General features: G+C 48.2%; 27 protein-coding genes and 1 riboswitch. Of the genes, 19 read left to right on the top strand and 8 right to left on the bottom strand.

Annotated features, from left to right (window positions below):
- Positions 1–47: 47 nt before the first annotated feature.
- Both HHX48_RS03445 and HHX48_RS03440 read right to left on the bottom strand, forming a co-directional pair.
- On the bottom strand, positions 48–554 hold the full coding sequence (locus HHX48_RS03445; protein WP_191022225.1) for a GNAT family N-acetyltransferase: 507 nt from the start codon (positions 552–554) through the stop codon (positions 48–50).
- Positions 555–578: 24 nt separating this feature from the next.
- Positions 579–1,034 carry a YaiI/YqxD family protein gene (locus HHX48_RS03440; RefSeq protein WP_191022224.1) on the bottom strand — a complete coding sequence of 152 codons (456 nt, stop codon included), beginning with the start codon at positions 1,032–1,034 and terminating at the stop codon, positions 579–581.
- Positions 1,035–2,222: 1,188 nt separating this feature from the next.
- Between HHX48_RS03440 and HHX48_RS03435 the strand changes: the two genes are divergently transcribed.
- Positions 2,223–3,128: a LysR family transcriptional regulator gene (locus tag HHX48_RS03435; RefSeq protein WP_191022223.1), complete on the top strand. Its 906-nt coding sequence runs from the start codon at positions 2,223–2,225 to the stop codon at positions 3,126–3,128.
- A 28-nt stretch (positions 3,129–3,156) separates the two neighbouring features.
- Here the strand turns inward: HHX48_RS03435 and HHX48_RS03430 are convergent, their stop codons facing one another.
- Both HHX48_RS03430 and rne read right to left on the bottom strand, forming a co-directional pair.
- The gene (locus HHX48_RS03430) at positions 3,157–4,164 is read right to left on the bottom strand and encodes an oxidoreductase family protein (protein WP_191022222.1); all 1,008 of its coding nucleotides are present in this window, start codon (positions 4,162–4,164) and stop codon (positions 3,157–3,159) included.
- A 46-nt stretch (positions 4,165–4,210) separates the two neighbouring features.
- A complete protein-coding gene (gene rne, locus HHX48_RS03425; protein ID WP_191022221.1) occupies positions 4,211–7,468 on the bottom strand; it encodes a ribonuclease E in 3,258 nt (1,085 codons plus the stop codon).
- 612 nt (positions 7,469–8,080) lie between these two features.
- Between rne and rluC the strand changes: the two genes are divergently transcribed.
- Both rluC and HHX48_RS03415 read left to right on the top strand, forming a co-directional pair.
- Entirely contained in the window at positions 8,081–9,025 is a 945-nt protein-coding gene (rluC, locus tag HHX48_RS03420) for a 23S rRNA pseudouridine(955/2504/2580) synthase RluC (protein WP_191022220.1), read from the top strand.
- Positions 9,022–9,675 carry an HAD-IA family hydrolase gene (locus tag HHX48_RS03415; RefSeq protein WP_191022219.1) on the top strand — a complete coding sequence of 218 codons (654 nt, stop codon included), beginning with the start codon at positions 9,022–9,024 and terminating at the stop codon, positions 9,673–9,675. The genes rluC and HHX48_RS03415 overlap by 4 nt, the downstream gene beginning before the upstream one ends.
- On the opposite strand, the gene HHX48_RS03410 is transcribed toward HHX48_RS03415, so the two are convergent.
- Positions 9,661–10,299, bottom strand: a complete 639-nt coding sequence (locus tag HHX48_RS03410; protein ID WP_191022218.1) for a Maf family protein — start codon at positions 10,297–10,299, stop codon at positions 9,661–9,663. The genes HHX48_RS03415 and HHX48_RS03410 overlap by 15 nt on opposite strands.
- Positions 10,300–10,448: 149 nt before the next feature.
- Between HHX48_RS03410 and yceD the strand changes: the two genes are divergently transcribed.
- From yceD to HHX48_RS03340, 14 genes are all read left to right on the top strand, one after another.
- Positions 10,449–10,976, top strand: a complete 528-nt coding sequence (gene yceD / locus HHX48_RS03405; protein ID WP_191022217.1) for a 23S rRNA accumulation protein YceD — start codon at positions 10,449–10,451, stop codon at positions 10,974–10,976.
- A 3-nt stretch (positions 10,977–10,979) separates the two neighbouring features.
- Positions 10,980–11,150, top strand: a complete 171-nt coding sequence (gene rpmF, locus HHX48_RS03400; protein ID WP_139756505.1) for a 50S ribosomal protein L32 — start codon at positions 10,980–10,982, stop codon at positions 11,148–11,150.
- Positions 11,151–11,171: 21 nt separating this feature from the next.
- A complete protein-coding gene (gene plsX / locus HHX48_RS03395) occupies positions 11,172–12,197 on the top strand; it encodes a phosphate acyltransferase PlsX (RefSeq protein ID WP_191022216.1) in 1,026 nt (341 codons plus the stop codon).
- Positions 12,194–13,159 (top strand): beta-ketoacyl-ACP synthase III, encoded by a 966-nt coding sequence (locus HHX48_RS03390; RefSeq protein ID WP_191022215.1) that lies wholly within the window; start codon positions 12,194–12,196, stop codon positions 13,157–13,159. Before plsX ends, HHX48_RS03390 begins: the two co-directional genes overlap by 4 nt.
- A gap of 37 nt (positions 13,160–13,196) precedes the next feature.
- On the top strand, positions 13,197–14,132 hold the full coding sequence (gene fabD, locus HHX48_RS03385) for an ACP S-malonyltransferase (RefSeq protein ID WP_191022214.1): 936 nt from the start codon (positions 13,197–13,199) through the stop codon (positions 14,130–14,132).
- 3 nt (positions 14,133–14,135) lie between these two features.
- Positions 14,136–14,876: a 3-oxoacyl-ACP reductase FabG gene (gene fabG / locus HHX48_RS03380; protein ID WP_191022213.1), complete on the top strand. Its 741-nt coding sequence runs from the start codon at positions 14,136–14,138 to the stop codon at positions 14,874–14,876.
- Positions 14,877–15,072: 196 nt separating this feature from the next.
- Positions 15,073–15,312: an acyl carrier protein gene (gene acpP, locus HHX48_RS03375; protein ID WP_044056889.1), complete on the top strand. Its 240-nt coding sequence runs from the start codon at positions 15,073–15,075 to the stop codon at positions 15,310–15,312.
- 73 nt (positions 15,313–15,385) lie between these two features.
- Positions 15,386–16,624, top strand: a complete 1,239-nt coding sequence (fabF, locus tag HHX48_RS03370) for a beta-ketoacyl-ACP synthase II (protein WP_191022212.1) — start codon at positions 15,386–15,388, stop codon at positions 16,622–16,624.
- 97 nt (positions 16,625–16,721) lie between these two features.
- A complete protein-coding gene (gene pabC, locus HHX48_RS03365) occupies positions 16,722–17,543 on the top strand; it encodes an aminodeoxychorismate lyase (protein WP_191022211.1) in 822 nt (273 codons plus the stop codon).
- The gene (gene mltG, locus HHX48_RS03360) at positions 17,533–18,543 is read left to right on the top strand and encodes an endolytic transglycosylase MltG (protein WP_191022210.1); all 1,011 of its coding nucleotides are present in this window, start codon (positions 17,533–17,535) and stop codon (positions 18,541–18,543) included. The genes pabC and mltG overlap by 11 nt, the downstream gene beginning before the upstream one ends.
- A gap of 11 nt (positions 18,544–18,554) precedes the next feature.
- The gene (gene tmk / locus HHX48_RS03355) at positions 18,555–19,175 is read left to right on the top strand and encodes a dTMP kinase (protein WP_191022209.1); all 621 of its coding nucleotides are present in this window, start codon (positions 18,555–18,557) and stop codon (positions 19,173–19,175) included.
- The gene (holB, locus tag HHX48_RS03350; RefSeq protein ID WP_191022208.1) at positions 19,169–20,068 is read left to right on the top strand and encodes a DNA polymerase III subunit delta'; all 900 of its coding nucleotides are present in this window, start codon (positions 19,169–19,171) and stop codon (positions 20,066–20,068) included. Before tmk ends, holB begins: the two co-directional genes overlap by 7 nt.
- Before the next feature lie 62 nt (positions 20,069–20,130).
- Positions 20,131–20,904, top strand: a complete 774-nt coding sequence (locus tag HHX48_RS03345; protein WP_191022207.1) for a TatD family hydrolase — start codon at positions 20,131–20,133, stop codon at positions 20,902–20,904.
- A gap of 12 nt (positions 20,905–20,916) precedes the next feature.
- Entirely contained in the window at positions 20,917–21,477 is a 561-nt protein-coding gene (locus tag HHX48_RS03340; RefSeq protein ID WP_191022206.1) for a pyridoxamine 5'-phosphate oxidase family protein, read from the top strand.
- Between the two features lie 35 nt (positions 21,478–21,512).
- Here HHX48_RS03340 and HHX48_RS03335 read toward each other — a convergent pair whose 3' ends face one another.
- The 3 genes from HHX48_RS03335 to HHX48_RS03325 form a co-directional block, all read right to left on the bottom strand.
- Positions 21,513–22,148, bottom strand: a complete 636-nt coding sequence (locus HHX48_RS03335) for an SDR family oxidoreductase (RefSeq protein WP_191022205.1) — start codon at positions 22,146–22,148, stop codon at positions 21,513–21,515.
- A gap of 564 nt (positions 22,149–22,712) precedes the next feature.
- On the bottom strand, positions 22,713–23,180 hold the full coding sequence (locus tag HHX48_RS03330; RefSeq protein ID WP_191022204.1) for a YchJ family protein: 468 nt from the start codon (positions 23,178–23,180) through the stop codon (positions 22,713–22,715).
- 70 nt (positions 23,181–23,250) lie between these two features.
- A complete protein-coding gene (locus HHX48_RS03325) occupies positions 23,251–23,601 on the bottom strand; it encodes a deoxyguanosinetriphosphate triphosphohydrolase (RefSeq protein ID WP_191022203.1) in 351 nt (116 codons plus the stop codon).
- Between the two features lie 675 nt (positions 23,602–24,276).
- Between HHX48_RS03325 and HHX48_RS03320 the strand changes: the two genes are divergently transcribed.
- Both HHX48_RS03320 and HHX48_RS03315 read left to right on the top strand, forming a co-directional pair.
- Positions 24,277–24,978, top strand: coding sequence for a DUF3313 family protein (locus HHX48_RS03320; RefSeq protein ID WP_191022202.1), 702 nt, complete (start codon positions 24,277–24,279; stop codon positions 24,976–24,978).
- A gap of 154 nt (positions 24,979–25,132) precedes the next feature.
- Positions 25,133–26,413, top strand: a complete 1,281-nt coding sequence (locus HHX48_RS03315) for an MFS transporter (RefSeq protein ID WP_191022201.1) — start codon at positions 25,133–25,135, stop codon at positions 26,411–26,413.
- 130 nt (positions 26,414–26,543) lie between these two features.
- Positions 26,544–26,625: riboswitch (cyclic di-GMP riboswitch) on the top strand.
- Positions 26,626–26,695 lie beyond the last annotated feature (70 nt).

The raw sequence follows: 26,695 nt of genomic DNA, 5'->3' as shown, positions 1-26,695 counted from the left end.
TTCTATGTCTGTAAGCACCAGACGTGTTGTCCTGATGTGTTAATGCATTATCTGAATATGGTGTAGCGCGATACTATTTTATCGTTTAACTCAATCTGGCTTTCCAGTCGGCCACCACAAGCGGTAATCATTCCCACCGATGCAGCGTTGTCCTGATAACAGTGAACCATGACTGGCTTGATTGCCCGGTCGTGCGCTTTCTCAATGGTGTAAGCCAGTAGCAATGCACCAAGACCGACTCCCCTGAACCGGGGTCTGATACCAATACCAATATGACCGCCAGCGTGAATCAATTGCGCATTGAGATCATGTCGAAGGTTGGCCACTCCGGCCAATTTATTGTTACAGATTAGCCAGTATGTGGAATTGGGTACCAGCCCTTCTGGCAAATTTAAGCCGTATTCGTAGTCTTCAAGGGTTTGAATTAAGGCCGGAAAATCCCGGTAGGCTAAATCCATCGGCATTGGATAGCGTTCTTCTTCGCCGAGTTCTTCAATATATTGACGGTAGCAGGATTCAAATGCCTCTGTTGGGGAAATAATACGAATATCCATATTTCTTACTGTATTACCGCGCGGCTAATTACCAGCACTATGCTGGTTGAGCCACCGATCCAATTGGTTAGCAAATTCTTGTTTTTCGGATTGCGACAATGCTGCCGGTCCGCCTGTCTGAACACCGCTGCTTCTCAGCGTGTCCATAAAGTCTCGAATGTTGAGACGGGACTTAATATTTTCTTTGGTCAGGCGCTCTCCACGTGCACTTAACACGGTACAGCCTTTATCTATCACCATATCTGCCAGGGGAATATCAGAGGTAATGACAAGTTCGCCAGACTGACATCGCTGTACAATCTCATCATCAGCAACGTCAAACCCGCTGCTTACCTGAAGCAAGTTAACGAACTTGGTCGCTGGTGTCTTCATATAATGGTTGGCTACTAACGTGACCTGAACCTTGGTACGCGATGCTGCACGAAACAGTATTTCTTTTATCGGTGCCGGGCAGGCATCCGCATCTACCCAAATCGTCAATCCCAGTTTCCCTATAGTTATTTTTGCTTAAGCTTACGCGAAAAGCGTCAAAATCGCAGAACATTTTTATGAATAATTGGCGTTGGATGACCTATCTCTATGTAACAATTTTGAAAAAAGTTTTGGCGCCAGGAAAGTATCGGTGAGAGGCCCGGTAAAGATTAAAAGACTGTGAAGAGCAACTACCATGGAATGACAGGGCGTATCCAGAAGAGCAATCGCAATAACTCGTGCCATGACGACATGCTGAATTCCGGCTTCAATAAATAATGTTTTGCAAATATTGGCGAAAAGCGTACATCGTTTCTAATCAGGTAACCTGTTGCACTGCCTGGCGCGCGATAAATCTAACAAGTGCAACATGCGTCTGTAAGAGTATTTCGCACTCCACTGCCATACTGTTCAGGCTGACAGCGAGTATAAGCCCTTGAGGTGATGTTTGGTGTCACAGGGGGACGTAATAAGACGGGCAGAGTAGTAAAAGGCATCAACGAAAATGCCTGCATAAACCTGTCGGTGTGTTCGGCGTAAAGATGTTAACGCGTTCGTCTGAAAAGACAGTTCGATATCAAACATGATGACGAATGCTGCCGGTTGTAAAGGTTTTTGCCAATACGAGCGTTGTCGGATTAATTTAACAAGCTGTCATCTTCGTGAAGTAACTTATGGTACCCGGCTGAAAATTCCCACATGTTACTCATTCAGAGGCATTAACGGTCGCCGTTTTCAAAAATACAGACGTCCTGCGAGATGAGATCCAGTTTCTAGCCAGTGAAGCAAACGCTGAATTATTGACAGGAAAGCGGCCATCGACAATTTCTAACTCGTGAGAGACGCTGACCAAGTCTGATGTCCGCATCATTGAAAACTGTTGACCCACTGGGTTAATCCACAATGGGTCAGAAGATATACAGTTTTAAAGCGAAATGTGACAGGCGGGTCCTTCACCACCCCCCTTAGTTGGCGAACAAATGAAATACCGGTGAAAGCCGGCACTTCTTACAATACTGGCGGTCAGCAGCGTTATCGAAAGTGGGGGGACATCATCGCAAAACGATCAGCGCCTCGGGTCAATCTTTCGGGAACGGGTGTTGATGACAAAGCTATTCTGCTGTATTGGTTATATACAAAGTAGGGCTGTGAATAATAAAGAAAAGTGATTGATGTTAATGCGATATGATAAATGCCATGCATAGCAAATTTGATTTGAATTTATTTGTGGTACTCGCCGCGATTTATCGTGAGGGCTCCATTACCGCAGCCGCACAGGACCTTAACCTGACCCAGCCAGCGGTGAGTCATGCTTTGTCCCGGCTAAGGGACATGCTTGATGATCCTCTATTTGAGCGACACGGGCGGCGAATGGTACCCACGGGTCGGTGTCAGCAGATCATCCCTGATGTTCAACAATCTCTGGACGCCTTACATCTGAGTATTACTACGCCATGGTCCGGTACATTGTCGTCTTTCAGTCGTACTGTAAAACTGGGGCTCAGAGATGTTTTTGAACTATCACTGCTTAAAACGCTGAAGAGAAAGCTGGATGAAAATGCGCCCAGGGTGAGCATTCAAAGCATGCATATACCACTGGAAGAAATGACCGAAAGTCTTAGCCGTGGCGAGATTGATATAGCAATAGATGCAATGGTGCCCGCCAGGGCCGATATCCAACAGCGAGGGATTTGTACAGAGCCGTTTGTTCTGTTGTGCCGTCCGGACCACCCACTCGGCAAGCGCCTGACGAAAACCGCATACGTAACGGCACAACATGTGCTGATATCGGCCAGACGTTCGCTAGTCAATCATGTGGATATGGCATTAGCCGCAAGTGGGCATCACCGGCATATCGCAATGATATGTGAGCATTATATTGCCGCCGCGGATGTAGCAATGCATTCGGACTTATTGCTCACGGTGCCCGATAACTATGCCCGTCAAATTTGTCGTGAGATACCGTTGGCACAACATCCGATGCCCGTGGATATTCCCGCTTTGCCTATACATATGTACTGGCATAATTCCACGGACAATGATCCACTACTTAAAACGGTAAGAAAATGGATGGAGGAGACGCTTCAACATCCGGCGCTTTGAGGTCAGGCAAATGGATGCTGAATCACTCCTAAAAAGACGATAATGCTTTTTGCGTATAGTGATTCAGTGTTGTGTTGAGCTTCCAGTGCCCGGGGCTCCAGCCTTCCAGAAAGCGCTGAAAATCGGCACATGCTATGGGATAGAGGGCCCGCCAGCTTTGTTCCACCTCTTCAGGGTGAAACCTGCTAGCCGATGAAGATAGCGGCATAGCATTTCGTAGCGCCTCAAAATATACATCCAGACAGGTGCCAGTCGCCTCAGCCTGGTCGTCTTCACTTAGCGCACTACCAATGAAATAAGCAACATCCTGAACGCCGATACCTGCACCCGGGTACTGGAAGTCCACTGCTGCTATATTGCAGGTTTGTTTAGCGTCGGCTGTAAAACAAAAGTTTGCCACTTTAGCATCACCGTGAACAACAGTCTGATAGGGGCAGTTGGCAAGCGCTCTGTCAATCCTGTGCGCAGAGTGTTTTAGGAAACCATCAGCCATAGCGCTAAACTCATGCTGACGCGTATCTAAGTGCCAGTATGTTCCCCTGGGCCATAATCCCTGCGCCTGCGTGACGATATCCTCACGGGAAAAGAGAAATGTGGCATGAAAACCAGCCAGATAGCGAAGCACGAGGCTGGCCTGGTCAATGTTAAGTGTTTCATAGCGTTGGTCAAATCCCTGACTGTCTAAATCTGTCATAATCAGAAGCATTGCGTCACCGCGTTTATCTTCTGTAATTAATTCAGGGGCAGGGAGCATCAGACGGGCGCGAAACTGTGAATAAAAAGTGCGTTCAATCTGATAGGACGTGAGTTTTCGTTGATGGCTGTCGTTATTATTCCAGCCTTTAGGGTGGCTGAGTATGTCGGGCGGCTTTACAGCTTTAGCAACCAGACTGCAATTATATTTTGGAGAGAAGAAGCGAAAACATTGTCCATAGCCGCTCCATAACCTCTGAAGCAGAGAAAAAGCATGAACATCAGGATCATCAAGCTGCTCACTCACCCATGCTTTAAATACCTGGTCGACTGTCTCATTCATAATAAATCAGGCTGCTGCAAGACGCAGCAGCCTGGATAGATGGCCATCAGGCCGCATTATTGCCCGGGTTGGTAGCAGGTGCTGAAGCGCGGGATTTCGCTTCAGACTGCACAGCTCGCTTTCCTGAAACAGCAAGAGAAGGGCGATCATCATCTTTACGCGCCGTCAGACTGACGTCCTGAAACTCAGTGTTGACAGTCTCCGGTACTGCTGTTGGATGTGATACGCGGATTTTACCTCGACCACTTGCCGCAAGGCTGGTCGGTGCAACATCGCCTCGTGTATCAGCTTTTGGCACAGACTGACTGGCTTTATCGGCGTTAGTTTCAACGGCCTTTTGCTCTGGCTGTGACGTTTCAACTACAGGCGCGCGCTCTTCGGTATCAAGGTTAATTTCGACCTGTTGAGGCGTGCTATCCTGACTATTCAGGCGCTGACCATCGGCACGGTACTTTTCACGCGGCTTTTCCTCTGGCTTTGTGGTCGCTTCCGGTACATCAAGAGCCAGCTCATCCTGCTTATGATCATCATTGCTCTGGACAGCTTCTGCATCAACCTGGTCCGGCATTTCAACCGGCTTGGCCGTCGTTTGCGCTTGTTCAGTATTTACTGACTGATCTTCCTGTTGAGTCAGCGTTTGTTTGACATCGTCCTGCGACTCGTCGGAATGCGTCGCATATGCTGCTGCTTCAGACTTTTCATCATAAGCAACGGGCTGGGCGGTCTGCGCTTTCATCTTTTTCGGTGCGTTGTGCGCCGTTTGCTCAGTCCCGGCGTCCTCAGAGCTACCCGTTGTCTTAGCCTGCATTTCAGACGCTTTGTTGACCGGATCGGCAATTGTATCTTTGGTCGCAGGCGCTGACTCTTGCTCAGATGCGGTCTTACCACTGGTCTCACCGCTGTGTGACTGACTGTCTTCCTGTGCACCTTTTTTGCGTCGTTGGCCCGCTGCACGAACATGACGTGGAGAGCGACGGCTACGACCGCGGTTTGCGGTGTTATCGCGCTTATCATCTGACGTACCTTCCTGTTGCTCGTCAGAGGATGGGGCTTTTTTATCTTCGGCGACAACCGGTTCCTGTGCCTTCGCTGGTGAAGCCGGCGTATTCACAGCATCTGGCTGTCGGGTTTGCGTTGTGGTCGCTGCCTGATTCTCTGGCTTATCCTGAGCCTGCGTATCAACCTGCTCGTTTACCTGAGTTTCTTCTTTCTGGACCCGAACTGAACGACGCATATCACGACGTTTACGCCGCTCGGCTACCTGCTTCTTCTTAGGCGTTGGCTGGGTATCCTTCCCAGCGTCTTTGCTGCTCTTATCATCAGGCTGATCTTTGATTTCGCGGTTGTCAGGTTTCTCGTCGCGCTGTTGTTTACGCGGCTTACGATTTTGCGGGCTCGGTTTACCTGAACGCTTATCCTGCTGAGGCTTTTGCTGGCCTTTGTTACTGTCATCGCGCTCCTGACTGTCTGCGGGCTTTCCACGGCGCTGTTTATTGTTGCGCGGTTTGCGGTTTCGGTTATCACCGCCACGTCGCTGATTATTACGTGACTGTTTCTCGCGTTCCTGACGTGCTTCTTCCGCTTCCTGCTCTTCTTTGGCAGAACCACCACCAAGCAGACCGCCTAACCAGCCAGATATGCGGGAAAGCAGCGATGGCGCAGGTGCTTCCGGCTTCGCTTCCGGCTTCACCGGTGCTTTAGGCGCGGCATCAGGCGCAACCATGCCTTTAATGGCTGGCTCTTCACGTTTGACCGGTGCTGCAGCAGGCTTATCTGCATTGGTTTGTGGCGTGTCAATCAGCGTCACGCCATAACTGACATCATCAATCAGCTCATCGGGGCGACGACGGCTGACTTCATAATGTGGCGTTTCCAGGTTTGGATTAGGGATAATCAGCAGCTGAACCCCATGACGCTTTTCAATCACATTGATGGATTTACGCTTTTCATTCAGCAGATAAGTGGCTACCGGTACAGGCAGCTGGGCTTCAATCTGACCGGTGTTATCTTTGATACTTTCTTCTTCGATAATGCGCAAAATAGACAGCGCCAGCGACTCGGTACCGCGGATAGTCCCATGACCAGAGCAGCGTGGACATACATGATGGCTTGACTCACCCAGAGAAGGGCGTAAGCGCTGTCGGGACATTTCTAACAGGCCAAAACGTGAAATACGTCCCAGCTGCACCCGCGCCCGGTCGGAGCGCACCGCGTCTTTCAGGCGATTCTCGACTTCACGTTGATGGCGTACCGGTGTCATATCAATAAAATCGATGACCACCAGACCACCCAGGTCTCGCAGACGAAGCTGGCGAGCAATTTCATCTGCCGCTTCCAGGTTCGTGTTCAGTGCAGTCTCTTCAATGTCTCCACCCTTCGTGGCGCGAGCGGAGTTAATGTCTATCGACGTCAGGGCTTCAGTCGGATCGATAACAATTGAACCGCCTGAGGGAAGACGGACTTCACGCTGAAATGCGGATTCTATCTGACTTTCGATTTGGTAGTGACTGAAAAGTGGAACGCCGCCATCGTATTTTTTTACACGATTAGCAAAGTCGGGACGCACCAGCTCAATGTGCTGAACGGCCTGCTCATAAACGGCAGTTTTATCTACCAGAATCTCACCGATATCACGGCGCAGATAATCCCGGATTGCACGAACAATAACGTTGCTCTCCTGATGAATCAGGAAGGGAGCAGGGCGTTTGTCTGCTTCTTCGCAAACAGCCTGCCAGTGCTTAAGAAGTACGCGTAAATCCCATTCAAGTTCTTCGTAAGATTTACCCACTCCGGCGGTACGTACGATAAGACCCATTCCGTCCGGAAGCTCTAATTTACTTAGCGCCTGCTTAAGTTCAGTACGCTCGTCACCTTCAATACGACGGGAAATTCCACCGGCCCGAGGATTGTTCGGCATCAGAACCAGATAGCTGCCAGCCAGAGACAAAAAGGTGGTTAATGCAGCACCTTTTTGACCACGTTCTTCTTTATCAATTTGTACAATAACTTCCTGGCCTTCTTTGATGACATCTTTGATATTAGGCCGGCCTTCAAATTTGTAGCCTTTAGGAAAGTAGGTGCGGGCAATTTCTTTTAGAGGGAGGAATCCGTGACGCTCAGCGCCGTAGTCGACAAAAGCAGCTTCAAGGCTAGGCTCTACGCGGGTGATTTTACCTTTGTAAATGTTGGCCTTTTTTTGCTCGTGACCGGGGCTTTCGATGTCCAAATCGTACAAGCGCTGCCCATCAACAAGGGCAACACGCAACTCTTCTTGCTGAGTTGCATTTATTAACATTCTTTTCATTGTATCTAACTCTGCTTTGCTACAGCCGCTTAGACACAAAATTAAACTGACGTGTGCAAACCCTCATCACGATGCCTCCCGGCAAGGTGCGGACTTTGTTGTTGCGTCGTAATATCCACGTAGCCTGCTTGTTTCATTGCGCGTTAACTTCACTTTCAAACGCGCACCCGGGCTGTGATTTAGTGGATGTCGGGAACGACTGACCCTGTTTCTTACTTCGTTTTAATCATCCTCATAGCGGTATGTCGTTGCTATCAGGATTGTCATTTCAATTCTGTTTTCTAAACGGCGAACATGGTGTTTTAATGCCGCAATATTCTGGTGAGGGAAGGTTTTAGTACTACCTACGCGGCTCACTTCAGGCAATGAATTTGTGCTGCCGAATCATTGCGGCTGTTACATTTCGGTTGTTCAAACCGGTTTTACGGCAGTTCAATGCGCGTTAAACCCTTTGATTATCGCACCATTGTATGAAACTAAGCAAGGAAAGAAAGGTGCGTGCGCGACTTATTTTAATCAGCCCGGTGATTATGAGACAAAACGGCTGTTTTTTAATGTCACACAGCAAACTCTGATAGGAACAGACAATAAAAATCCTTTATACTCTCCGCCATGAAAGAACAGAGCCCCCCTCAAGTAAAATTTGTCACGGTTGAAGCCGATTTGGCAGGCCAGCGCATCGACAATTTTCTTCGCACACAGTTAAAAGGTGTGCCCAAAAGTATGATCTATCGCATTTTGCGTAAAGGCGAAGTGCGGGTAAATAAAGGCAGAGTGAAACCTGAATACAAACTGCAGGCAGACGATGTCGTGCGGGTGCCGCCGGTCAGAGTGCCGGTGGCTGATGATAAGCCAAATCCAAAGTTGGATAAGGTTGCTGCGCTGACCGATCAGATTCTTTATGAAGATGACCGGATTATGGTAATAAACAAACCTTCGGGCATCGCCGTTCACGGTGGCAGCGGATTAAGTTTTGGACTGATTGAAGGGCTGCGCGCGTTGCGCCCGGATGCCAAATTTATGGAACTGGTCCATCGACTTGATCGTGACACCTCCGGGTGTATTTTAATCGCAAAGAAGCGCTCGGCACTGCGCCATATGCATGAACAGCTGCGAAACGGTCAGATGGATAAGCGCTATCAGGCGTTAGTGTGTGGACAATGGCCGGAAAATCGCTTCAAAGTGAAGGCACCGCTGCGTAAAAATGTGCTGCAATCCGGTGAGCGACTGGTGAATGTGTCAGATGCGGGCAAACCTTCTGAGACACGCTATCGCGTGTTGGAACGATTCACCGATGCGACGCTGGTGGAAGCATCACCAATAACCGGCCGGACCCACCAAATCCGCGTGCATTGTTTACATGCGGGCCATCCTATCGCCTGTGACAGCAAATACGGCAATACTGAGTTTGATCAGAAAATGCAGCAAAGCGGACTCAACAGATTATTCCTGCACGCGGCCAGTATTCGCTTACTTCACCCGCAAACAGAAGAGCCCGTTACCTTCATTGCGCCGCTGGATGCGCAACTCACAGCAATACTGGAAGCCTTAAGATGAAAGATTACCAGCTTATTATTTTTGACTGGGACGGCACATTAATGGATTCCGCCGCCAAAATTGTTAGTTGCATGCAGCTGGCCGCCCAGCAGTGCGATGTGCCTGTTCCGGATGCGCAAGCGGTAGGGAATATCATCGGCATCAGCTTGCGACCGGCAATTCAGATTTTGTTTAATACACAGAATGAGACGCTTACCGACGCGCTGCTGGAAGGGTATAAATCCGCTTATCTTGAAAAAGATGTGACCCCATGTCCGTTATTTGATGGCACCCGTGAATTACTGACGTCACTCAAGCAGCAAAATAAAACCCTGGCAGTAGCTACAGGCAAGGCCCGCCGCGGCTTGGACAGGGCCTGGAAGAATACGCAAACCGGGCATTTTTTTACCACCTCACGCACAGCGTGTGAGGCGGCATCAAAACCCTCATCCGATATGCTTGAACAAATTTTGACGGAGACCGGGGTAAATGCCAGTGATGCCATTATGGTCGGCGACACCGTGTTCGACATGCAAATGGCTGAGCAGATTGGCATGGACAGGCTTGCGGTTTCATACGGCGTACATAATAGCGAGCGGTTGGCGGCGCATCACCCCGTTGCTATCGTTGATACTGTAACTGACATGCATTCAATATTATTGCCGCGCTAGCGCGGCTTTTTTAATGTGGGCCTGGCTGGCAAGGGTAAGCAGATCAATATCAAACTTTGCCAGTAATTCACGAAGTAGCATGACGGGAAGGCCTATCAAACTATTAGGGTCCCGGCTATCGATACGCTCAAATAACAGTGCGCCCAATCCTTCACATTTAAAGCTACCTGCGCAATCCAGTGGCTGCTCAGCTTCAACATAGCCAGTAATTTCCTGTTCGCTGAGGGGACGAAAGTGCACGCGTGTTATCTCGACATCCACATGCAGTGTTTCTGAAGCTCCCTGATAGACAGCCAGGGCAGTATAAAATGTAACAATATTGCCCTGACATAGAGAGAGTTGGCGCACAGCGTTGTCGAAGGAGCCAGGCTTTCCAAGCATAATGGTATCGTCTTGCTGTTTTACCACCGCGACCTGATCAGACCCCAGGGTCAATGCGTCAGGATGCAAATTGCCAACCTTACGCGCTTTTTGTGACGCTAAGCGACATGCAAGTGCATCGGGCGCTTCACCGGGGTGAGGGGTTTCGTCAATATCAGGCGATTGTGTTTTCACAGTTAGCCCCAGTGCATTAAGCTGCGCTTTGCGGTATTTGGAAGAAGACGCCAGTAAAAGTGTGCTCATAAAGGAAGCCGGTTAGGTTCGCATGGCTTAAGTCTAAACAGGCCTGGACACAGGTAAAAGCCCTGTTAGAAAGAGAATACCCGATTAATCACTTTTTACCCGATTAATCCTTTGACAGATATGGGCTGACGCTATATTATTCGCGCCCTATGCAGAAAGTGAAATTACCTCACCAGGTCGATCCGGTTAAAAGTGCTGTCAAGCGCTCTGATTATCAGGGCGTGATTGCCAGTAAAGATATGGAACGTTTACTCGGTGCAGTTGTTAACTGTGATGAGTGGGTGGACGCAGAAGTACAGTTTATAAAAGACGCGCAGGGTCTTACTGTTTTTCACGGCCATCTGGCTACACAGGTCACACTTATCTGTCAACGGTGTAACGGCGAGTTTGATTACCCGCTTAATGTCGAATTTTGTTATAGCCCGGTGCAGCGGTCAGACGAAATCGATTTGTTACCCGAAGCTTATGATCCGGTAGAGGTCGACGACCACGGAAATGTCGATTTGCTTCAGCTTTTAGAAGACGAGTTGATTATTGCTTTACCTATTGTAGCCCTTCATGCAGAGAAGGATTGCGCACTGAGTAAGGATGATATGACGTTTGGTAAAATCGAACCGGAAAATGAGCGACCAAACCCTTTCGCGGTTTTGAAAGAACTTAAGCGAGACCAGGAGTAAGTTATGGCCGTACAACAAAATCGTAAAACGCGTGCTAAGCGCGGTATGCGTCGTTCACACGATGCGTTGACATGCGAAACTTTGTCTGTCGACTCAACATCAGGTGAGACGCACCGTCGTCACCACGTAACCGCTGATGGTTACTATAAAGGCAAAAAAGTTATTGAACGCTAACCGCGTTTGGTAATTAACATTTTGTCTAAGCTAACCATAGCGTTAGATATCATGGGGGGCGATCATGGTCCCCCTGTTATTCTCTCAGCCTCACTGAGAGCAGTTCGCCAACACCCCGATACCCATTTCATATTTTGTGGCCAACGCGCCATCATCGAACCCGCGCTTTCTAATTTAAATGCAGAAGAACGGCAACGCGTGCAGATCGAGCATTGTGAAGATGTGGTCGAGATGGACGATAAACCCGCCTCGGCGCTTCGCACCAAGCAAGATTCATCGATGAAAAAAATTGTTGAACTGGTAGAGCAGGGCAGCGCTGATGCGTGTGTCAGTGCGGGTAATACCGGTGCGCTGCTTGCGCTCGCCTATTATCGCCTGAAAACGTTGCAAGGCGTTGATCGTCCCGCGTTAGTGTCCTTCATGCCCACCGCGGGTAATCATAAAGTGTTGCTGCTTGATCTTGGGGCCAATGTAAACTGCACGGCCGATACCCTTTTTCAATATGCGGTAATGGGGTCGGTATTGGCAGAAGAGATGACCGGAAAGCCGGCGCCCCGTGTTGCACTGTTAAATGTCGGTGAAGAAGACATTAAAGGCAATGCATTGGTAAAAATGGCGAATCAGCAGCTTAAACAAACGCCAGCCTTAAATTATATAGGTTACGTGGAAGGTGATGATATTTTCACCGATTATGCGGATGTCGTCGTGACGGATGGCTTTACCGGCAATGTGGCACTTAAATCCAGCGAAGGTTTGGCAAAGCTTGTCGTCAACGAGGCGAAACGCTTTTCTGAAGCCAATCTGTGGACCCGGACGATGGCCCGGGTTGCTCTTCCGCTTCTAAAAACTATTTATAATCGTGTGAACCCCGACCAGTATAATGGCGCCAGTCTGATAGGATTGCGCGGCATTGTAATAAAGAGTCACGGAAACGCATCAGCCGATGCATTTTATTATGCAATTAATCAGGCAATGCAGGAAGCGCGTTTACGTGTTCCGGAAAAAATAAAAAGTAAAATAGAAACGGTTTTGTTGGAGCAACTTTGAGTAAATATTCACGAATTATCGGGACCGGCAGCTATTATCCTAGCGAAGTGCGTACCAACGCAGATCTTGAAACGATGGTGGATACCACCGATGAATGGATCACTGACAGAACAGGTATAAAAGAGCGGCGTATCATAGGCGCTGACGAAACAGCAGCAACCATGGGTGTTGAGGCATGCAAAAAGGCACTTGATGCGGCCGGATTACAGGCCAGCGATATCGATATGATTGTCTGTGCCACCACCAGTGGCCGCTATTCACTTCCCAGTACCGCATGCGAAATTCAGTACCATCTTAAAATAGACGGCATTCCCGCGTTTGACGTTGCCGCTGCGTGCGCCGGCTGGTGTTATGCGCTAAGTGTTGCTGATCAATATGTTAAATCCGGCATGGCTAAACGGGTACTCGTTGTGGGTACCGATTGCCTAAGCCGTTTGGTGGATCCTGCTGATCGCAGCATGGTTATCTTATTCGGCGATGCCGCCGGGGCTGCGGTTATCGAAGCCAGTGACGAACCTGGTATTTTATCTACACATATCCACGCCGCCGGTTCTTATAAAGACTTACTTTATGTGGGAAATCCCACTCGCGGCGATGAATCTTCAGTACATGATAACTGGGGTGTTATGCGCGGTAACGAGGTATTTAAGGTTGCGGTCACCAAGCTGTCTGAGCTGGTAGAGCAAACTTTACAGGCAAATAATATGGATAAATCTGAGCTTGACTGGTTGGTACCGCATCAGGCGAACTTCAGGATTATCAAAGCGACCGCTAAAAAGCTGAATATGTCACTGGACCAGGTGGTAATGACGCTGGAAAATTATGGTAATACCTCTGCTGCAACGGTACCTACTGCGCTTGATACTGCAATCCGTGACGGACGTATTCAGCGTGGTCAGAATCTTCTGCTAGAGGCCTTTGGTGGCGGTTTTGCCTGGGCATCTGCTCTGGTACGCTACTGAAGTGGCTTTGAAGACATTATAACAATAAGGATCGACTATGACTCGTACAGCCTTTGTCTTTCCCGGTCAGGGATCGCAATCCCCCGGTATGTTGGCCGAACTGGCCGACGCGCATCCAGAAGTGCTGGACACATTTCAGGAAGCCTCAGACGCACTGGGCTATGATCTGTGGGCACTTGTTCAGTCTGACACTGACGGCAAGTTAAATGAGACGCATATCACACAGCCGGCACTACTGACGGCCAGTGTCGCTATTTTTCGTTTGCTGGATAAGCAAGGTATCCAGGCAGACTACATGGCCGGCCACAGTTTGGGTGAATATTCAGCGCTGGTGTGTGCCGGCGTGTTGAAATTTGCCGAAGCAGTAAAGTTGGTCGAAGCCCGCGGTAAATTTATGCAACAAGCCGTTCCGGCCGGCGCTGGTGCAATGTATGCCATCATTAATCTGGATGATGACAAAATTGCCGATATTTGCCAGCAAACCGCGATTGCTACTGGCGAGGTGGTAGCGCCGGTCAATTTCAACTCGCCGGGTCAGGTTGTGATTGCCGGTGAAAAATCGGCAACGGAGCAGGCAGCGACAGCCTGTAAAGAAGCGGGTGCGAAGCGTGCTTTACCGTTACCGGTTAGCGTGCCATCACACTGTGAACTTATGCGCCCGGCAGCGGATCAACTCGAAGAGGCATTTACTGCTGTTTCGTTGTCCACCCCCACTGTGTCAGTCATCAATAACGTTGATGTAAACAATGAATCTGAACCAACAGCAATTAAAGACGCACTGATAAGACAGCTGTATTGTCCGGTCAGGTGGACAGATACGATTCGCTATCTTGCTGCACAGGGTGTTGAGCGCGTGTATGAAGTTGGCCCGGGTAAAGTACTTACCGGCCTGGTTAAACGAATTGATAAATCGCTTGAGGCGGCGGCGGTTAATACGCCGGCGGATATACAAGCGTGTGCAGAAAAAGGATAAATCATGTCACAATTAGCGTCTAAAGTTGCGCTGGTTACGGGTGCCAGCCGTGGAATCGGTAAAGCGATTGCTCAACAGCTGGCCGAGCAGGGCGCAACCGTTATTGGCACGGCAACCAGTGAAAATGGTGCCAACAATATCACTGAATATCTGGCAGACTATTCTGGCAAGGGGTTTTGTCTGAATGTGACTGATAAAGCCTCCATTGATGATGTGTTAAATAGCATTAAAGAAGAGTTTGGTGGGGTGGATATTCTGGTTAATAATGCCGGTATTACCCGTGATAATCTGCTAATGCGCATGAAAGATGATGAGTGGCAGGATATTATCGATACCAATCTGACCGCAATTTTCAGCTTGTCGAAAGCCGTTTTACGCGGCATGATGAAGAAAAAGCACGGACGCATCGTCAATGTGGGCTCTGTGGTGGGTAGTTCCGGTAATCCTGGTCAGGCTAATTATGCGGCTGCAAAAGCAGGCGTCATCGGTTTTAGCAAGTCAATGGCCAGAGAAGTGGCATCACGCGGAATTACTATCAACGTAGTCGCTCCGGGTTTTATCGACACTGATATGACCAAGGCGTTAACCGATGAACAGAAGGAAGCTATCTTCAAAGATATTCCCGCAAATCGTTTAGGCCGTCCGGAAGAAATTGCTGCAACTGTTGCATTTTTAGTCAGTGACAGTGCAGCATATATCACCGGCGAAACTATTCATGTGAATGGTGGTATGTATATGAGTTAATGTGGCCAGGCCACGTTAACTGATTGACAGTGATGAGATTTTTCATCTCTGCATGTAAAAGAATTGTTTATTAAACTTTGGTTCGTTGCTGGTTAGACCAGAAAATTAGTTTAGTCTGGTGCTTGCAAGCGTTGGGCTTGCAAAATAAACTAGCGGCACTTTTTATATCTAGTTACGTTAAGGGAAACCTAGAATTATGAGTAACATCGAAGAGCGCGTTAAAAAGATTATCGTTGAGCAACTGGGCGTTAAAGAAGAAGAAGTAAAGCCTGAAGCTTCGTTTGTAGACGATCTGGGCGCAGATTCACTTGATACCGTAGAGCTGGTGATGGCGTTGGAAGAAGAGTTTGACACTGAGATTCCTGACGAAGAAGCAGAAAAAATTACTACTGTTCAGTCAGCTATCGACTATATCAACGCTAATAAAGACGCGTAATTAACTCTTAGCAAAACGGCTCACCATGAGCCGTTTTCTATTTCCTACCTAGTTCCAATGCGAGGGCTTTTGTGTGACAAAACGTCGCGTAGTGGTTACTGGTCTTGGCATGTTGTCACCACTGGCTTCCTCGGTAGAGCAAACCTGGCGTGGGGTGCTTGCCGGTGAAAGTGGTATTGGTGAAATCAGCCACTTCGATTGCAGTAACTATTCGACTCGTTTTGCCGGTCAGGTAAATGATTTTGACCCGCAAGAATATATAGAAAAAAAAGAAGCGAAGAAAATGGATCGGTTTATCCAGCTCGGCATTGCCGCGGGTAAACAGGCCTTAGCTGATTCCGGTTTAACTATAACCAGTGACAACGCTCATCGCGTTGGCGTTGCGATTGGTTCGGGGATTGGCGGACTTCAGCAAATCGAACAAAACCACACCAAACTTGTGGAAAGTGGACCTAAACGTGTTTCACCATTCTTTGTTCCATCAACCATAACGAATATGATTTCGGGCTTTCTTTCTATTATGGAAGGATTAAAGGGGCCGAACCTTAATGTCGTGACTGCTTGTACAACAGGTGTTCATAATCTGGGAATTGCAGCAAGGACTATCGCTTATGGTGATGCAGATGCAATGCTGGCTGGCGGCGCTGAGGCTTCCATTACGCCACTGGGTATAGCCGGATTCGCCGCTGCGCGAGCATTATCGTCCCGCAACGATGATCCCAAGGCGGCCAGCCGTCCGTGGGATAAAGACCGCGACGGCTTTGTTATGGGTGAAGGTGCCGGTGTAGTGATGCTTGAAGAATACGAAGCAGCCAAAGCGCGTGGTGCCACAATCTATGGCGAATTGGTAGGTTTTGGTATGAGTGGAGATGCTCACCATATGACCTCGCCACCGGAAGACGGTGAGGGTGCCGCTGCATCCATGGAATACGCATTAAATGATGCGGGCTTAGATGTGGCGCAAATTGGTTATATCAATGCACATGGGACATCAACGCCTGCTGGTGACAAAGCTGAAGTGGCAGCTGTCAAACGTGTTTTTGGCGAGCATGCTTATAAGCTGATGGTGAGTTCTACCAAGTCAATGACCGGTCATCTGTTAGGTGCCGCTGGTTCGGTAGAAGCCATTTTTACCATTTTGGCGTTACGCGACAAAATGGCACCACCTACCATCAATCTCGATGTACCGGGTGAAGGCTGTGATCTTGACTTTGTAGCACACAAAGCAAAGGCGTTTGAGTCGCCTTATGCATTGTGTAATTCGTTTGGCTTTGGTGGTACCAACGGTACACTCATTTTCAAGCGTTTATAAAATTATCAGGCGACCCGACGGTCGCCTTTTTCTTATCCTGCGTGCACTACCTTCTCTGTGCTGTGATTGATATACTCGTTTTCTAAATAGAGTACCGTTGGAACGAGACAGATTGCAGACACTCCCTCTAAACGATCGTGCCGCCAATTACGGCGATGGTGTTTTTACTACCATGATGGTTCAACGTGGCCGTGTTGCTTTGCTTGAGCGTCATATAAACCGACTTTGCCGGGATGCACAATTACTTGGCCTGGTCGTGGAAGCCGCGCGACTGCGCGCTGAAATCTGTATTCAGGCGCAATCGATGACAGCCGGTACACTGAAATTGCTGATAAGCGCTGGTCAGGGGGGGCGGGGATATCGCAGGTCAGAGGAAAATACTATCTGTTTGTATTTTTCTCAACATGCGTTACCTGACCATTACCGTAGCTGGCGTATTGACGGCATTAGCGTGGGGATTAGTAATGTATGTATGGCGGCGCAACCTCTGCTGGCGGGTGCCAAACACTGTAACCGGCTTGAACAGGTTCTTGTTAAAAGCCGCATGCCAGCCAGTGTCGATGATGTTTTGGTATGTGATTATAACAATCAAATTATCGAAGCCAGCGCTGCCAACGTTTTCTGGCTAAAACAAGGCCACTGGTATACACCCTCTTTAGAGCAATGTGGCGTGGCAGGAGTCATGCGCGAATTCCTGATAGACTGGCTAGCGCAACAAGGTGAGACAGTAAGTGAAGTTCTGGTGCAACCGGCTGCGTTAGAGGACGCATCAGCGATTTTTCTTACCAATGCGCTGATGCAGGTAATACCTGTGCATACCTTAAAGCTGGATGAGGTGCATCATTATCCGGTGGAACCAGTACATACATTGCAGGACGAAGTTAAGTCAGCTTATCAGGACGAATTTAATGCGATTTAAACGTATTCTTCTTTTAACCATTCTTTGCTTACTGGTTGCTGCTTTAGCTATCAGCTACTGGCAACAACAAGTGGATAAACCTCTGGCTATCGCATCGCCGACGTTGATAACGATCAACGAAGGGGCAACAGGTCATAGTGCTTTAGCACAGTTACAGAACGCCAATATTACCGTTGTTGATGATTTCAGCGCCCGAATCTGGCTTAAACTCGTTTTCAGGGATCAGCATATCCGCGCCGGTACGTACGAGCTTACGCCTGAAATGACATTACCGCTGGTTTTTGAAAAATTTGCCAGTGGCAGGGAGCATCAGTTTTCTGTCAGCCTGATCGACGGACTGACGTTCTCACAATGGCAGACGATACTTAATAATCATGCCCACATCGACTTTGATCTCAGCCCGGATAAACTTGAATCATTGAAAACGCGCTGGCCCTGGCCGCCTGCCTCAGGGTTACAGTCGCTGGAAGGACTGTTTTTGGCCGACACCTACCACTTCACTGCTGGCACAACAGCATCGGGGTTGTTAGCCCGGGCGATGGACGCAATGAAATCGCAGCTTAATGAACAATGGCAGGCTCGCCAAACAGGGCTGCCTATCGAAACGCCCTATGAAGCATTAATATTGGCATCAATTATTGAAAAAGAAACCGCCGTGCCGGCAGAGCGCGCTCAGATTGCCGGTGTGTTTGTAAACCGGCTTCGGCAGAACATGCGGCTGCAGACCGATCCTACCGTCATATACGGTATCGGTGAACAGTACGATGGCAATATCACCCGCGCTCACCTGAGACAAAAAACGGCTTATAATACTTACGTAATTAAAGGATTACCTCCTACGCCTATAGCAATGGCGGGGCGCCCTGCGATAAAGGCAGCATTGCAGCCTGTTCCCACCGAGGCACTTTATTTTGTAGCCAGAGGTGATGGGTCGCATCAGTTTTCACAGACATTGGAACAACATAATGAAGCGGTACGAAAGTATCAGCTTAATCAATGATAGGCAGTATTATGCGTGGTAAATTTATCGTCGTAGAAGGGCTGGAAGGCGCTGGTAAAAGTTCCGTAATCCAACTACTGGTCGACTGCATTGAAGCGGCGGGCCATCGCTGCGTGACTACGCGTGAACCGGGTGGCACCGCGATGGCCGAAGCGATAAGGGAGTGTGTTAAACAGCCCTGGGACGAAACGGTTGCCCAGGAGACCGAGCTGATGCTCATGTATGCTGCGCGCCGTCAGCTGTTAATTAATAAAATCTTTCCGGCCCTGAATGACAACGTGTGGGTAGTGGGTGACAGACATGAGCTTTCCTCACAGGCCTATCAGGGCGGCGGTCGTCAGATTGATGCTGAGATTATGGCGACCCTGAGCCAGATTACCCTTAAAGGCTTCAAGCCGGATCTGACATTGTATTTGGATGTTACTCCCGAAACAGGACTGCAACGGGCCCGCGGCCGCGGTGAGTTAGATCGTATTGAACAGGAAGGTATGGCGTTTTTTAAGCGCACCCGTGAGCGCTATCTTGAGCTGGCAGCATCGGACGACACCATAATTACCATTGATACGATGCGGTCGATGGAATTAGTCCATCGTGATGTAATCGCCAGAATAAAGGCATTTCTGGAATGCTGATGCCACCCTGGTTCGAGCATACTTTTCAGCGTTTGGTAACGCGTCACGCAGCCAATCGACTTCATCATGGCCTGTTGTTAACCGGTCAGTCTGGCATTGGAAAGATGTTACTGGCTCAAACGCTGGCGAAAACCTTGTTGTGCAAATCCGCGAACAAGGCCGGGTTTTGTGGTGCCTGTCAGTCCTGTCAGCTGTTTGATGCACAAACCCATCCTGATTACAGCGAGCTGGTTAGTGATAAACAGCTTGGTGTAGATAAAATTCGGGAAGGGATAGGACGATTGAGTGCCACATCACAACTAAGTGGTAATAAAGTGCTTATTATTCCGCGTGCCGACATGATGACTGAGTCAGCCGCTAATGCGCTGCTAAAAACACTGGAAGAGCCCACGGCTAACACGTTTCTCATTTTAGTCACTGACAGAATGCACCGTTTACTACCCACCATTATCAGTCGCTGTGAAAAGCACGTACTGTCCAGACCGCATCAGGAAGTGGCACTGGCATGGTTATCTGAGCAAGGTTTGACCGACGTAAATGCTGCATTACTGGAAGCCTACGCCGGCGCTCCGCTTCGGGTACAGGCAGCACTGGAAGATAACGCCGCCGGTATCAGCTATCCAAGCTATCAGGAAGGGCTTGAACAGTTGCTCAGCGGGACTGCTGATGCGGTGACACTGGCCACTGAGTGGCAGGCGTCAGCAGCCACAATTGTTGATTGGCTACAGCAATACGCCCATCAAACGTTTATCCAATATAATAGCCCGGCGTTTTTCAAACTGTACAAAACCTGTATTCATGCCCACCAGGCATTGCAGAACCCCGGCGTTAATAAAATTATGATCCTGAGTGGTGTTCTGGCCGAAATAAAACGGCCCGCCAGTTCGGTATAAGATACGGAACCAATTACTCAAGTTACTGCCCAACCCTATCAGAAACACTATGCGAGGTTATTTTGTTTGTAGATTCACATTGTCATCTTGATCGTCTTGAACAGGGCGACACGCCATTAAATGAAACACTGGAGTTTGCGCGCAACAGAGGCGTTGAGCATTTTCTATGTGTCAGTGTTTCAGTCAAAGACTTTGATGCCATGTTTGAAAAAGTCCGGGCATTTGACGATGTGTCGGTATCTTGCGGTGTGCACCCGCTACATCAGGAAGATGCATGTAGCTATGAACAGCTTTTACAAAAAGCATCAAAACCAGAAGTGGTTGCAATTGGTGAGACCGGTCTGGATTATTTTTACAGCGCTGATACGCAGGAAGTACAACGACAATCTTTTATCGACCACATTAAGGTCGCCAATGTGTTAAACAAACCACTGATAATCCATACCCGTGATGCCCGGGAAGATACGATTGCATTACTGCGCGAATATAAAGATCCCGGTACGAAGGGAGTATTGCATTGTTTTACCGAGTCTTTAGAGATGGCTGAAGCGGCCATCGATCTGGGCTTTTATATTTCAATTTCCGGCATTGTTACGTTTAACTCTGCTGAGTCACTCAGAGAGGTTGTAAAAGCAGTGCCTCTGGACCGCTTGTTGATTGAGACAGACTCTCCTTGGCTGGCACCGGTGCCGCATCGCGGTAAAAGCAATCAACCCGGGTATGTGGTTGAAGTTGCTGAATTCATCGCCGAGTTGAAAGGCGTCAGTGTTGAGGCGCTCGCGCAGGCGACAACCCAAAACTTTTATCGTCTTTTCGATCAGATTACGCACGCGTAATTAAGGAATGATATGCCAGCATGGAACCAGCGTCTGACCAAGAGTTTACATCAGACCAGAAATCAACCTGAAAGTCGTTATTTTCAGTTGGCTACAATCGACAGGGATGGCGTTCCGGAAAACCGGACCGTCGTTTTTCGTCATCTGGATGATGCAGATTATTCTTTGATTATTGTCTCAGATACACGCTCGGGCAAGTGGACGTCGTTGTCCCATCAGCCCCTGGCTTCGATATGTTGGTACTTTTCCAAAACGCGCGAACAATACCGATTTACCGTATGCGGCACATGTCTGACGCGGGATAATGATCCGGCGCTTATCAATAAGCATTGGAGTAAGTTATCTGATGCTGGTCGCAAGCAATACTTCTGGGGGAGGCCTGCATCCGTCAGACAAAACGATGCACCTCTGCGGGTAAATCAGGATATGTCGCAACCGCCCGAACACTTTTGTGTAATGAAGTTTAAAATTCAGGCTGTCGACTACCTTTCTTTGCAGGGGAATCCACAATACCGTGAAAAGCACTGGCAGGATAAAGACGGTAACTGGATCACGCAACCTGTGATACCTTAGCCACTTATCACTGAAAGTGGCTAAGGTTGATTAAGTTATTGAATAACCGACTTCAGTGGTTGATCACCTTTGAACAGACCATAAATTCGGTTTAGCGCCTTTTCATTATCGATACTGTAGACAATGGCGGTGGCCACATCTTCCCGGGGTATCTCGCGCTTATCTTCATCCCCTGGCAGTAGCTCCTGAACATACTCTGTGCCCGCTTCGTCAGTTAAAGAACCTGGACGAAGAATGGTATAAGGCACATCGCTGTTTCGTAAATGCTCATCTGCCATGTGCTTGGCTACCAGGTAAGGTTTGATGGGGGAGTCTATGGCATCCGGATCATCAGAGCCTACTGAGCTGACCATAACAAACTGTTTTATGTTGTATTGCCTGGCGTATTCGACCGCGTTTCTGGCCGCCCAAAGGTCGATAAGAAGGGTTTTATCAGGGCCGGTATTAGCGCCAGAGCCGGCGCAAAAGACTACTGTGTCACAGCCCTTGAATGCACCTGAAAAGTCCTGCTCCAGATCGCCTTCATAAATGTTCAGGTTATCTGCAGTTACATCGGAAAGTTTGTCTTTGTTGCGAACTAGCGCAGTGACTGTGTGTCCGGCATCCAGTAGTTTTTCTGTCGCTTGCTTACCAATTTGTCCACTGGCACCAATCACTAGAATATGACTCATAAAGATCTCCTGCTGAATTGTTCAACGATTTTATCAAAGGGGTGTAACTCTAATTCTTCATTAGCAGGTCAGAGGATCAGGCTATTGCGCTATATGACATGTCAGCCGGGTATATGACGCCCGATGGGATTTCCCGCTGACTGCCAAAGCGACCTGGCTGGCACAAGCCTCTCATCATTGATCTGATTGAACAACTTCCGCCAGAATGCGACCTAAAGAGGAAAAAAGTAAAACCATTTAGAGGGGCGTAACGTTTGGGGCGGGTTACTGCAAAGAATAAGCGTCACAAACGTCTGTCATGGTAATCAAGATGCATCGCATAAAGATTAGTCGCGCTAGGGTAAAAAACATAGCGGAGGTGGCTATGTGAAACTGCCTATATGAAAAACACTGTTGTTTTTACATTATCCTGAAAATAGAAAATTGATAGACGCTGACGTCGCGATAAGGTTGTAACTTTCCATTACTATATGTTTCAGCTTATATCGCACTCATGGCTATAGCCATAATAAACGGCCGGTAATTTCGCGACGGTCTGTTCTGCTTAAAAGATAAAAACGCCTATCAGGCAGTGAGTTTCATGCAGCACTGTTTAAATTTTTTACCGCTTCCACAGGGACAGTGATCATTGCGACCAATTTTAATCGTGCCAGTATCGGGGTGAATAGTGCCGGTGTCGTAACGCCATGCATTATTTTCAAAAACAAATTGAGAGGTTTCGTGTAATACGCCGGTTTTTTTGTTTTCAAAATAATAGGCTGAAAACTCCACGTAGCTATCAGTACCTGCCACTGGACGCGCGTTCAGGGCAAACCATTTTGTGCCACTGGCGCTTTTAGCCAATGATTCAACGCTCAGGTCCTTTTTTTGTGCAGTCGTATAGGTATCGAAGATATACTGATAGTCACCCAGACAGTATGCTGTAAATCTCGATCGCATGAGCGCTTCAGCTGATTCGGCTGACTTTTTTCTTTCTACCAGGGGAGCGCAGCATTTTGTAAAAGCGACACCTGAACAACAATAACAATTCATAAGGTTTACGTTTTATTGCATTAAGGCGTACAGTATAACGTGTTGTATCATCCGTATCGATGCAGAGGCGTTACCACGGACCCACCACAATATTCTTTGCGCCGTCTCTATTTACCGAGATATTAATGACGGAGACCGACCGCGACTCGCACAGCGCATCAATACGTTTTTTCTCGCTTTTTGTAAGAGAAAGATTTTCCACGTAAATCGTTTCACACTGGCCACACTGAATCAGTCTGATAAGCCATGCAGCCAGTTTTGCTCTTGCCGGCTTTTGAATACGGATGCCATCTTCAATGTCTTTAGAAAAACCAATAGTTTCAGCTAAAAGGTAGCGCCAGCTGCGAGGTCTGGGTTGCGGAACGACGCCACTATCCAAAGGCAGAGGTAATTGGAACTCATTGCGACCTTGTGTGTTCATATCGACACCTGTTTGTTTATACAGTATGTGTATACAGTAGTACTGTATAAATAAACATGCAAGCATTTTTTTGTTTGGTTTTTAAGCGCTATAGCGCTTAATGCGTTCGCATGCCTATTGTGGCTTTGATAATCCCTTATTTGATCTTGTGCAATTATTAGCGTGAAAGACCTATACGGGTTTGTCGGCCTCGTGAAATACAAAAGGGCGAACGTGATCGCAGGAAGATGCTGACTTATTTATGTATGACCGCCATATATGTATGACCGCCATAAAGGAAAGGTAAAGCCACGGTAAGGCTGGCAGGTCCGTTAGTTAAAAAAGAAGCTGACCGCTTTTCGATGTCTTACGCTATTATCAGTATAGAGTAATCCGCCTGTATGTTTGGTAATAACCAAGGGATCTGTGATTGTTCTGAGCCTGGGAAGTGTCACGGGCAATGCATTTTTTCCTACATCTCGATTTGGTAATTTGAATAATAGCCTTGAGATAGTTGTCAGCTGAGGATAGCGCCATCTGACAACTTATGTATGACGTACTGAAAAGGGATTTTTTGCCCGGTCGCATAAGCTACCTGTCGTACGCGCTTATCACCAGCATTATCTGCTCAGTATATTCACTATACTTTTACTGATATCTGCCATTGTTGTTCTTACAATTGCTTTGGAGTGACTTATGTATACATTTACGCTTAGACAAACGCCGATACCCTGGTATTTTTTATTGGTCTGGGGGCTGATGAGCCTTTCAGCCTGCTCCGGGATTCCCGCCGACCAGCCTGTTCGCGGTGAATTAACGCACGATGGGTTGATGACACAAAAATCTGACAGAAATTCACAGCTTCAGATCAAGCAGGACCTGAATTGGCAGCGTTATGACAAGATCATTGTTGAGCCCAGTCATGTGGCGTTCAGGAAAAACTGGGAGCGGGACTATAACAGTGACCATCGCGCCGGCAGGATCCGGCCTGCAGATATGGAAGCTATCCGTGAGCGGATGGGGAATATTGTCGATCAGGCTGTAACTGAGCGACTTGCTGATGTGCCGGGCATGACCATTACTTCGCAGCCAGACAATAACACGCTTCTGATAAAGCCCAATGTCATCAACCTGGATGTCAGTGCGCCGGACATCAATACCACCGGAATAAACCGTACTTATGTGCGCTCGTCAGGTAGCCTGACCATGTATCTGGAAATCTATGATGCCACGAGCGGTGAAATTCTGGCCAGATGGATAGAAGATCTTGAAGACAGAGAGGATATGTATCTGGAGTGGTCTACCCGGGCAAGCAATACCGCAGATGCAAAACGTGTTGTGAATCGCTGGGCCGATGAGTTTTTAACCGGGTTTAACGCATTGCGTATGCAACCTTAAGTCCTGCTGAAAACGCCGCGATAGTCTTTATATGGTCAGGATTAACTGTGCGCAGGGGATTAAACAACGGGACAAAAGGTATTAAAAAACTTTGCGGTACAAGGTGAAACCAGTCTATCTTTCCGCATAATGTATGTTTAAAGGGTTATTCTGATTGCGCGCGTTTATTTCTTTATACATTGCCAACTTTTTTCTGGTTGGCGGAATGGGGTTGCTCACTACTTATCTGGCGCTGTACCTGGGTCAGAAAAGCGTGTCTACGATATGGATTGGTGCACTGACAGGCTTGTACTACCTGGGGCTTCTGTTTGGCGCAAAAATCGGTTACTACCTGATAAAGTCAGTAGGTCATATTCGCTCATTCGCCGCTTGTACAGCGGCAGTGACTGCCTGTGTATCACTCCATGGTGTGGTTGATAATCTGTATATCTGGCTGGCACTCAGGCTGGTAGTGGGCATTGGAATGATGTGCAATTTTATGATCCTGGAAAGCTGGCTAAACGAGCAGGCCAATCATGAGCAGCGCGGCCGGGTCTTTTCCGTTTACATGATTACTTCTTATCTTGGGACAGTCGTTGGTCAATTGGTGTTATCACGGTTTCCTGAGCTGGGTTATGCGCCATTGTTTTTGGTCTGTTTTGTAGTATCCGTGGGCATCGTGCCAATAGCATTGACCCGACGCATCCACCCCAAACCGCTCAAGCCATTACAGGTTGGTATGTTCAGCTATTTTAAAATAGTGCCCCAATCGCTTACCGCGATGGCATTTGCCGGTATTATCAATGGAAGTTTTTATGGCCTGGCGCCGGTTTTCGCCAGTCAGGCCGGCTTTGATGCACAAGGCATTGCAATATTCATGTCAGTGTCAATTATTGCCGGGTTGGTAGCACAGTGGCCGATGGGGGCACTTTCAGACAAGGTGCGCCGAAGCTTACTACTGCGATTCAACGCCTTAGCGTTGTTGTTCGTAGGCGCGGCATTCATGATGGAAAATTTGAGTCAGGCACACATGCTGGCACTGACCTATCTTTTCGGGACGTTTGCATTCACGCTCTATCCACTGGCCTCTGCACTGGCAAACTCCCGTGTTAGTGATGACGAGCGCGTCGGTGTATCAGCAGCATTACTGGTTGTTTTTGGTGCTGGCGCCGGAATCGGCTCAGTGGTATTGGCACAGGTAATGACACTTTTCGGGCATCAGGCACTCTACGGTGCTATTGCCGTTCTCTGTGCCATGATGTTTGCCGCACTTACACTGATTAACAGTCGTCAGAACGCTGAACGGATGGCGCATTCTGATTATGTCGTCAGTGCCTCAGATGTTACACAATCACCGCTGGCAGCGACACTCGATCCCCGTATTGAAGAGGATATTGCGCAAGAACAATTATTAGTTACCGAAGACAAAGACGCGGAAGAGATCAGACCACAGTAAAATTTAATTTTATATAAGGGTATGAAAATTAATAGAATTACTATTTAGATGTGGTTTTTTAATTTTTACTGGTTGCGTAACCTGAATCGTTAGCCTAGTATTCGCTCGCATCAACGCCCTGTTGATGACACACAGATAAAGGCAAACAGATCGTGAGGTCTGGACGCAAAGCCACCAGTCTGCATCGGATTGCAGATAGTGGGGTTACCTAAGTAAGAAGCCAGTTTGGAAGCTGGTCATCTTGAGCTTTTGCAGCGTCATCTTTGTTTTTATCCGAATTAA

The sequence above is a fragment of the Salinimonas profundi genome, from assembly GCF_014750655.1.
In the GTDB taxonomy this organism is placed as follows: Bacteria; Pseudomonadota; Gammaproteobacteria; order Enterobacterales; family Alteromonadaceae; genus Alteromonas; species Alteromonas profundi_A.
The sequence above is the reverse complement of the archived record's forward strand: the minus strand, read 5'-3'. Positions and strand labels throughout refer to the sequence as shown.

Excerpts from the sequence above, each read along its gene's own strand:
- HHX48_RS03445 (WP_191022225.1), bottom strand. The coding sequence starts at position 554 with ATGGATATTCGTATTATTTCCCCAACAGAGGCATTTGAATCCTGCTAC.
- HHX48_RS03435 (WP_191022223.1), top strand. The coding sequence starts at position 2,223 with ATGCATAGCAAATTTGATTTGAATTTATTTGTGGTACTCGCCGCGATT.
- HHX48_RS03430 (WP_191022222.1), bottom strand. The coding sequence starts at position 4,164 with ATGAATGAGACAGTCGACCAGGTATTTAAAGCATGGGTGAGTGAGCAG.
- rne (WP_191022221.1), bottom strand. The coding sequence starts at position 7,468 with ATGAAAAGAATGTTAATAAATGCAACTCAGCAAGAAGAGTTGCGTGTT.
- rluC (WP_191022220.1), top strand. The coding sequence starts at position 8,081 with ATGAAAGAACAGAGCCCCCCTCAAGTAAAATTTGTCACGGTTGAAGCC.
- HHX48_RS03415 (WP_191022219.1), top strand. The coding sequence starts at position 9,022 with ATGAAAGATTACCAGCTTATTATTTTTGACTGGGACGGCACATTAATG.
- HHX48_RS03410 (WP_191022218.1), bottom strand. The coding sequence starts at position 10,299 with ATGAGCACACTTTTACTGGCGTCTTCTTCCAAATACCGCAAAGCGCAG.
- yceD (WP_191022217.1), top strand. The coding sequence starts at position 10,449 with ATGCAGAAAGTGAAATTACCTCACCAGGTCGATCCGGTTAAAAGTGCT.
- rpmF (WP_139756505.1), top strand. The coding sequence starts at position 10,980 with ATGGCCGTACAACAAAATCGTAAAACGCGTGCTAAGCGCGGTATGCGT.
- fabD (WP_191022214.1), top strand. The coding sequence starts at position 13,197 with ATGACTCGTACAGCCTTTGTCTTTCCCGGTCAGGGATCGCAATCCCCC.
- fabG (WP_191022213.1), top strand. The coding sequence starts at position 14,136 with ATGTCACAATTAGCGTCTAAAGTTGCGCTGGTTACGGGTGCCAGCCGT.
- acpP (WP_044056889.1), top strand. The coding sequence starts at position 15,073 with ATGAGTAACATCGAAGAGCGCGTTAAAAAGATTATCGTTGAGCAACTG.
- mltG (WP_191022210.1), top strand. The coding sequence starts at position 17,533 with ATGCGATTTAAACGTATTCTTCTTTTAACCATTCTTTGCTTACTGGTT.
- tmk (WP_191022209.1), top strand. The coding sequence starts at position 18,555 with ATGCGTGGTAAATTTATCGTCGTAGAAGGGCTGGAAGGCGCTGGTAAA.
- holB (WP_191022208.1), top strand. The coding sequence starts at position 19,169 with ATGCTGATGCCACCCTGGTTCGAGCATACTTTTCAGCGTTTGGTAACG.
- HHX48_RS03340 (WP_191022206.1), top strand. The coding sequence starts at position 20,917 with ATGCCAGCATGGAACCAGCGTCTGACCAAGAGTTTACATCAGACCAGA.
- HHX48_RS03335 (WP_191022205.1), bottom strand. The coding sequence starts at position 22,148 with ATGAGTCATATTCTAGTGATTGGTGCCAGTGGACAAATTGGTAAGCAA.
- HHX48_RS03330 (WP_191022204.1), bottom strand. The coding sequence starts at position 23,180 with ATGAATTGTTATTGTTGTTCAGGTGTCGCTTTTACAAAATGCTGCGCT.
- HHX48_RS03325 (WP_191022203.1), bottom strand. The coding sequence starts at position 23,601 with ATGAACACACAAGGTCGCAATGAGTTCCAATTACCTCTGCCTTTGGAT.
- HHX48_RS03320 (WP_191022202.1), top strand. The coding sequence starts at position 24,277 with ATGTATACATTTACGCTTAGACAAACGCCGATACCCTGGTATTTTTTA.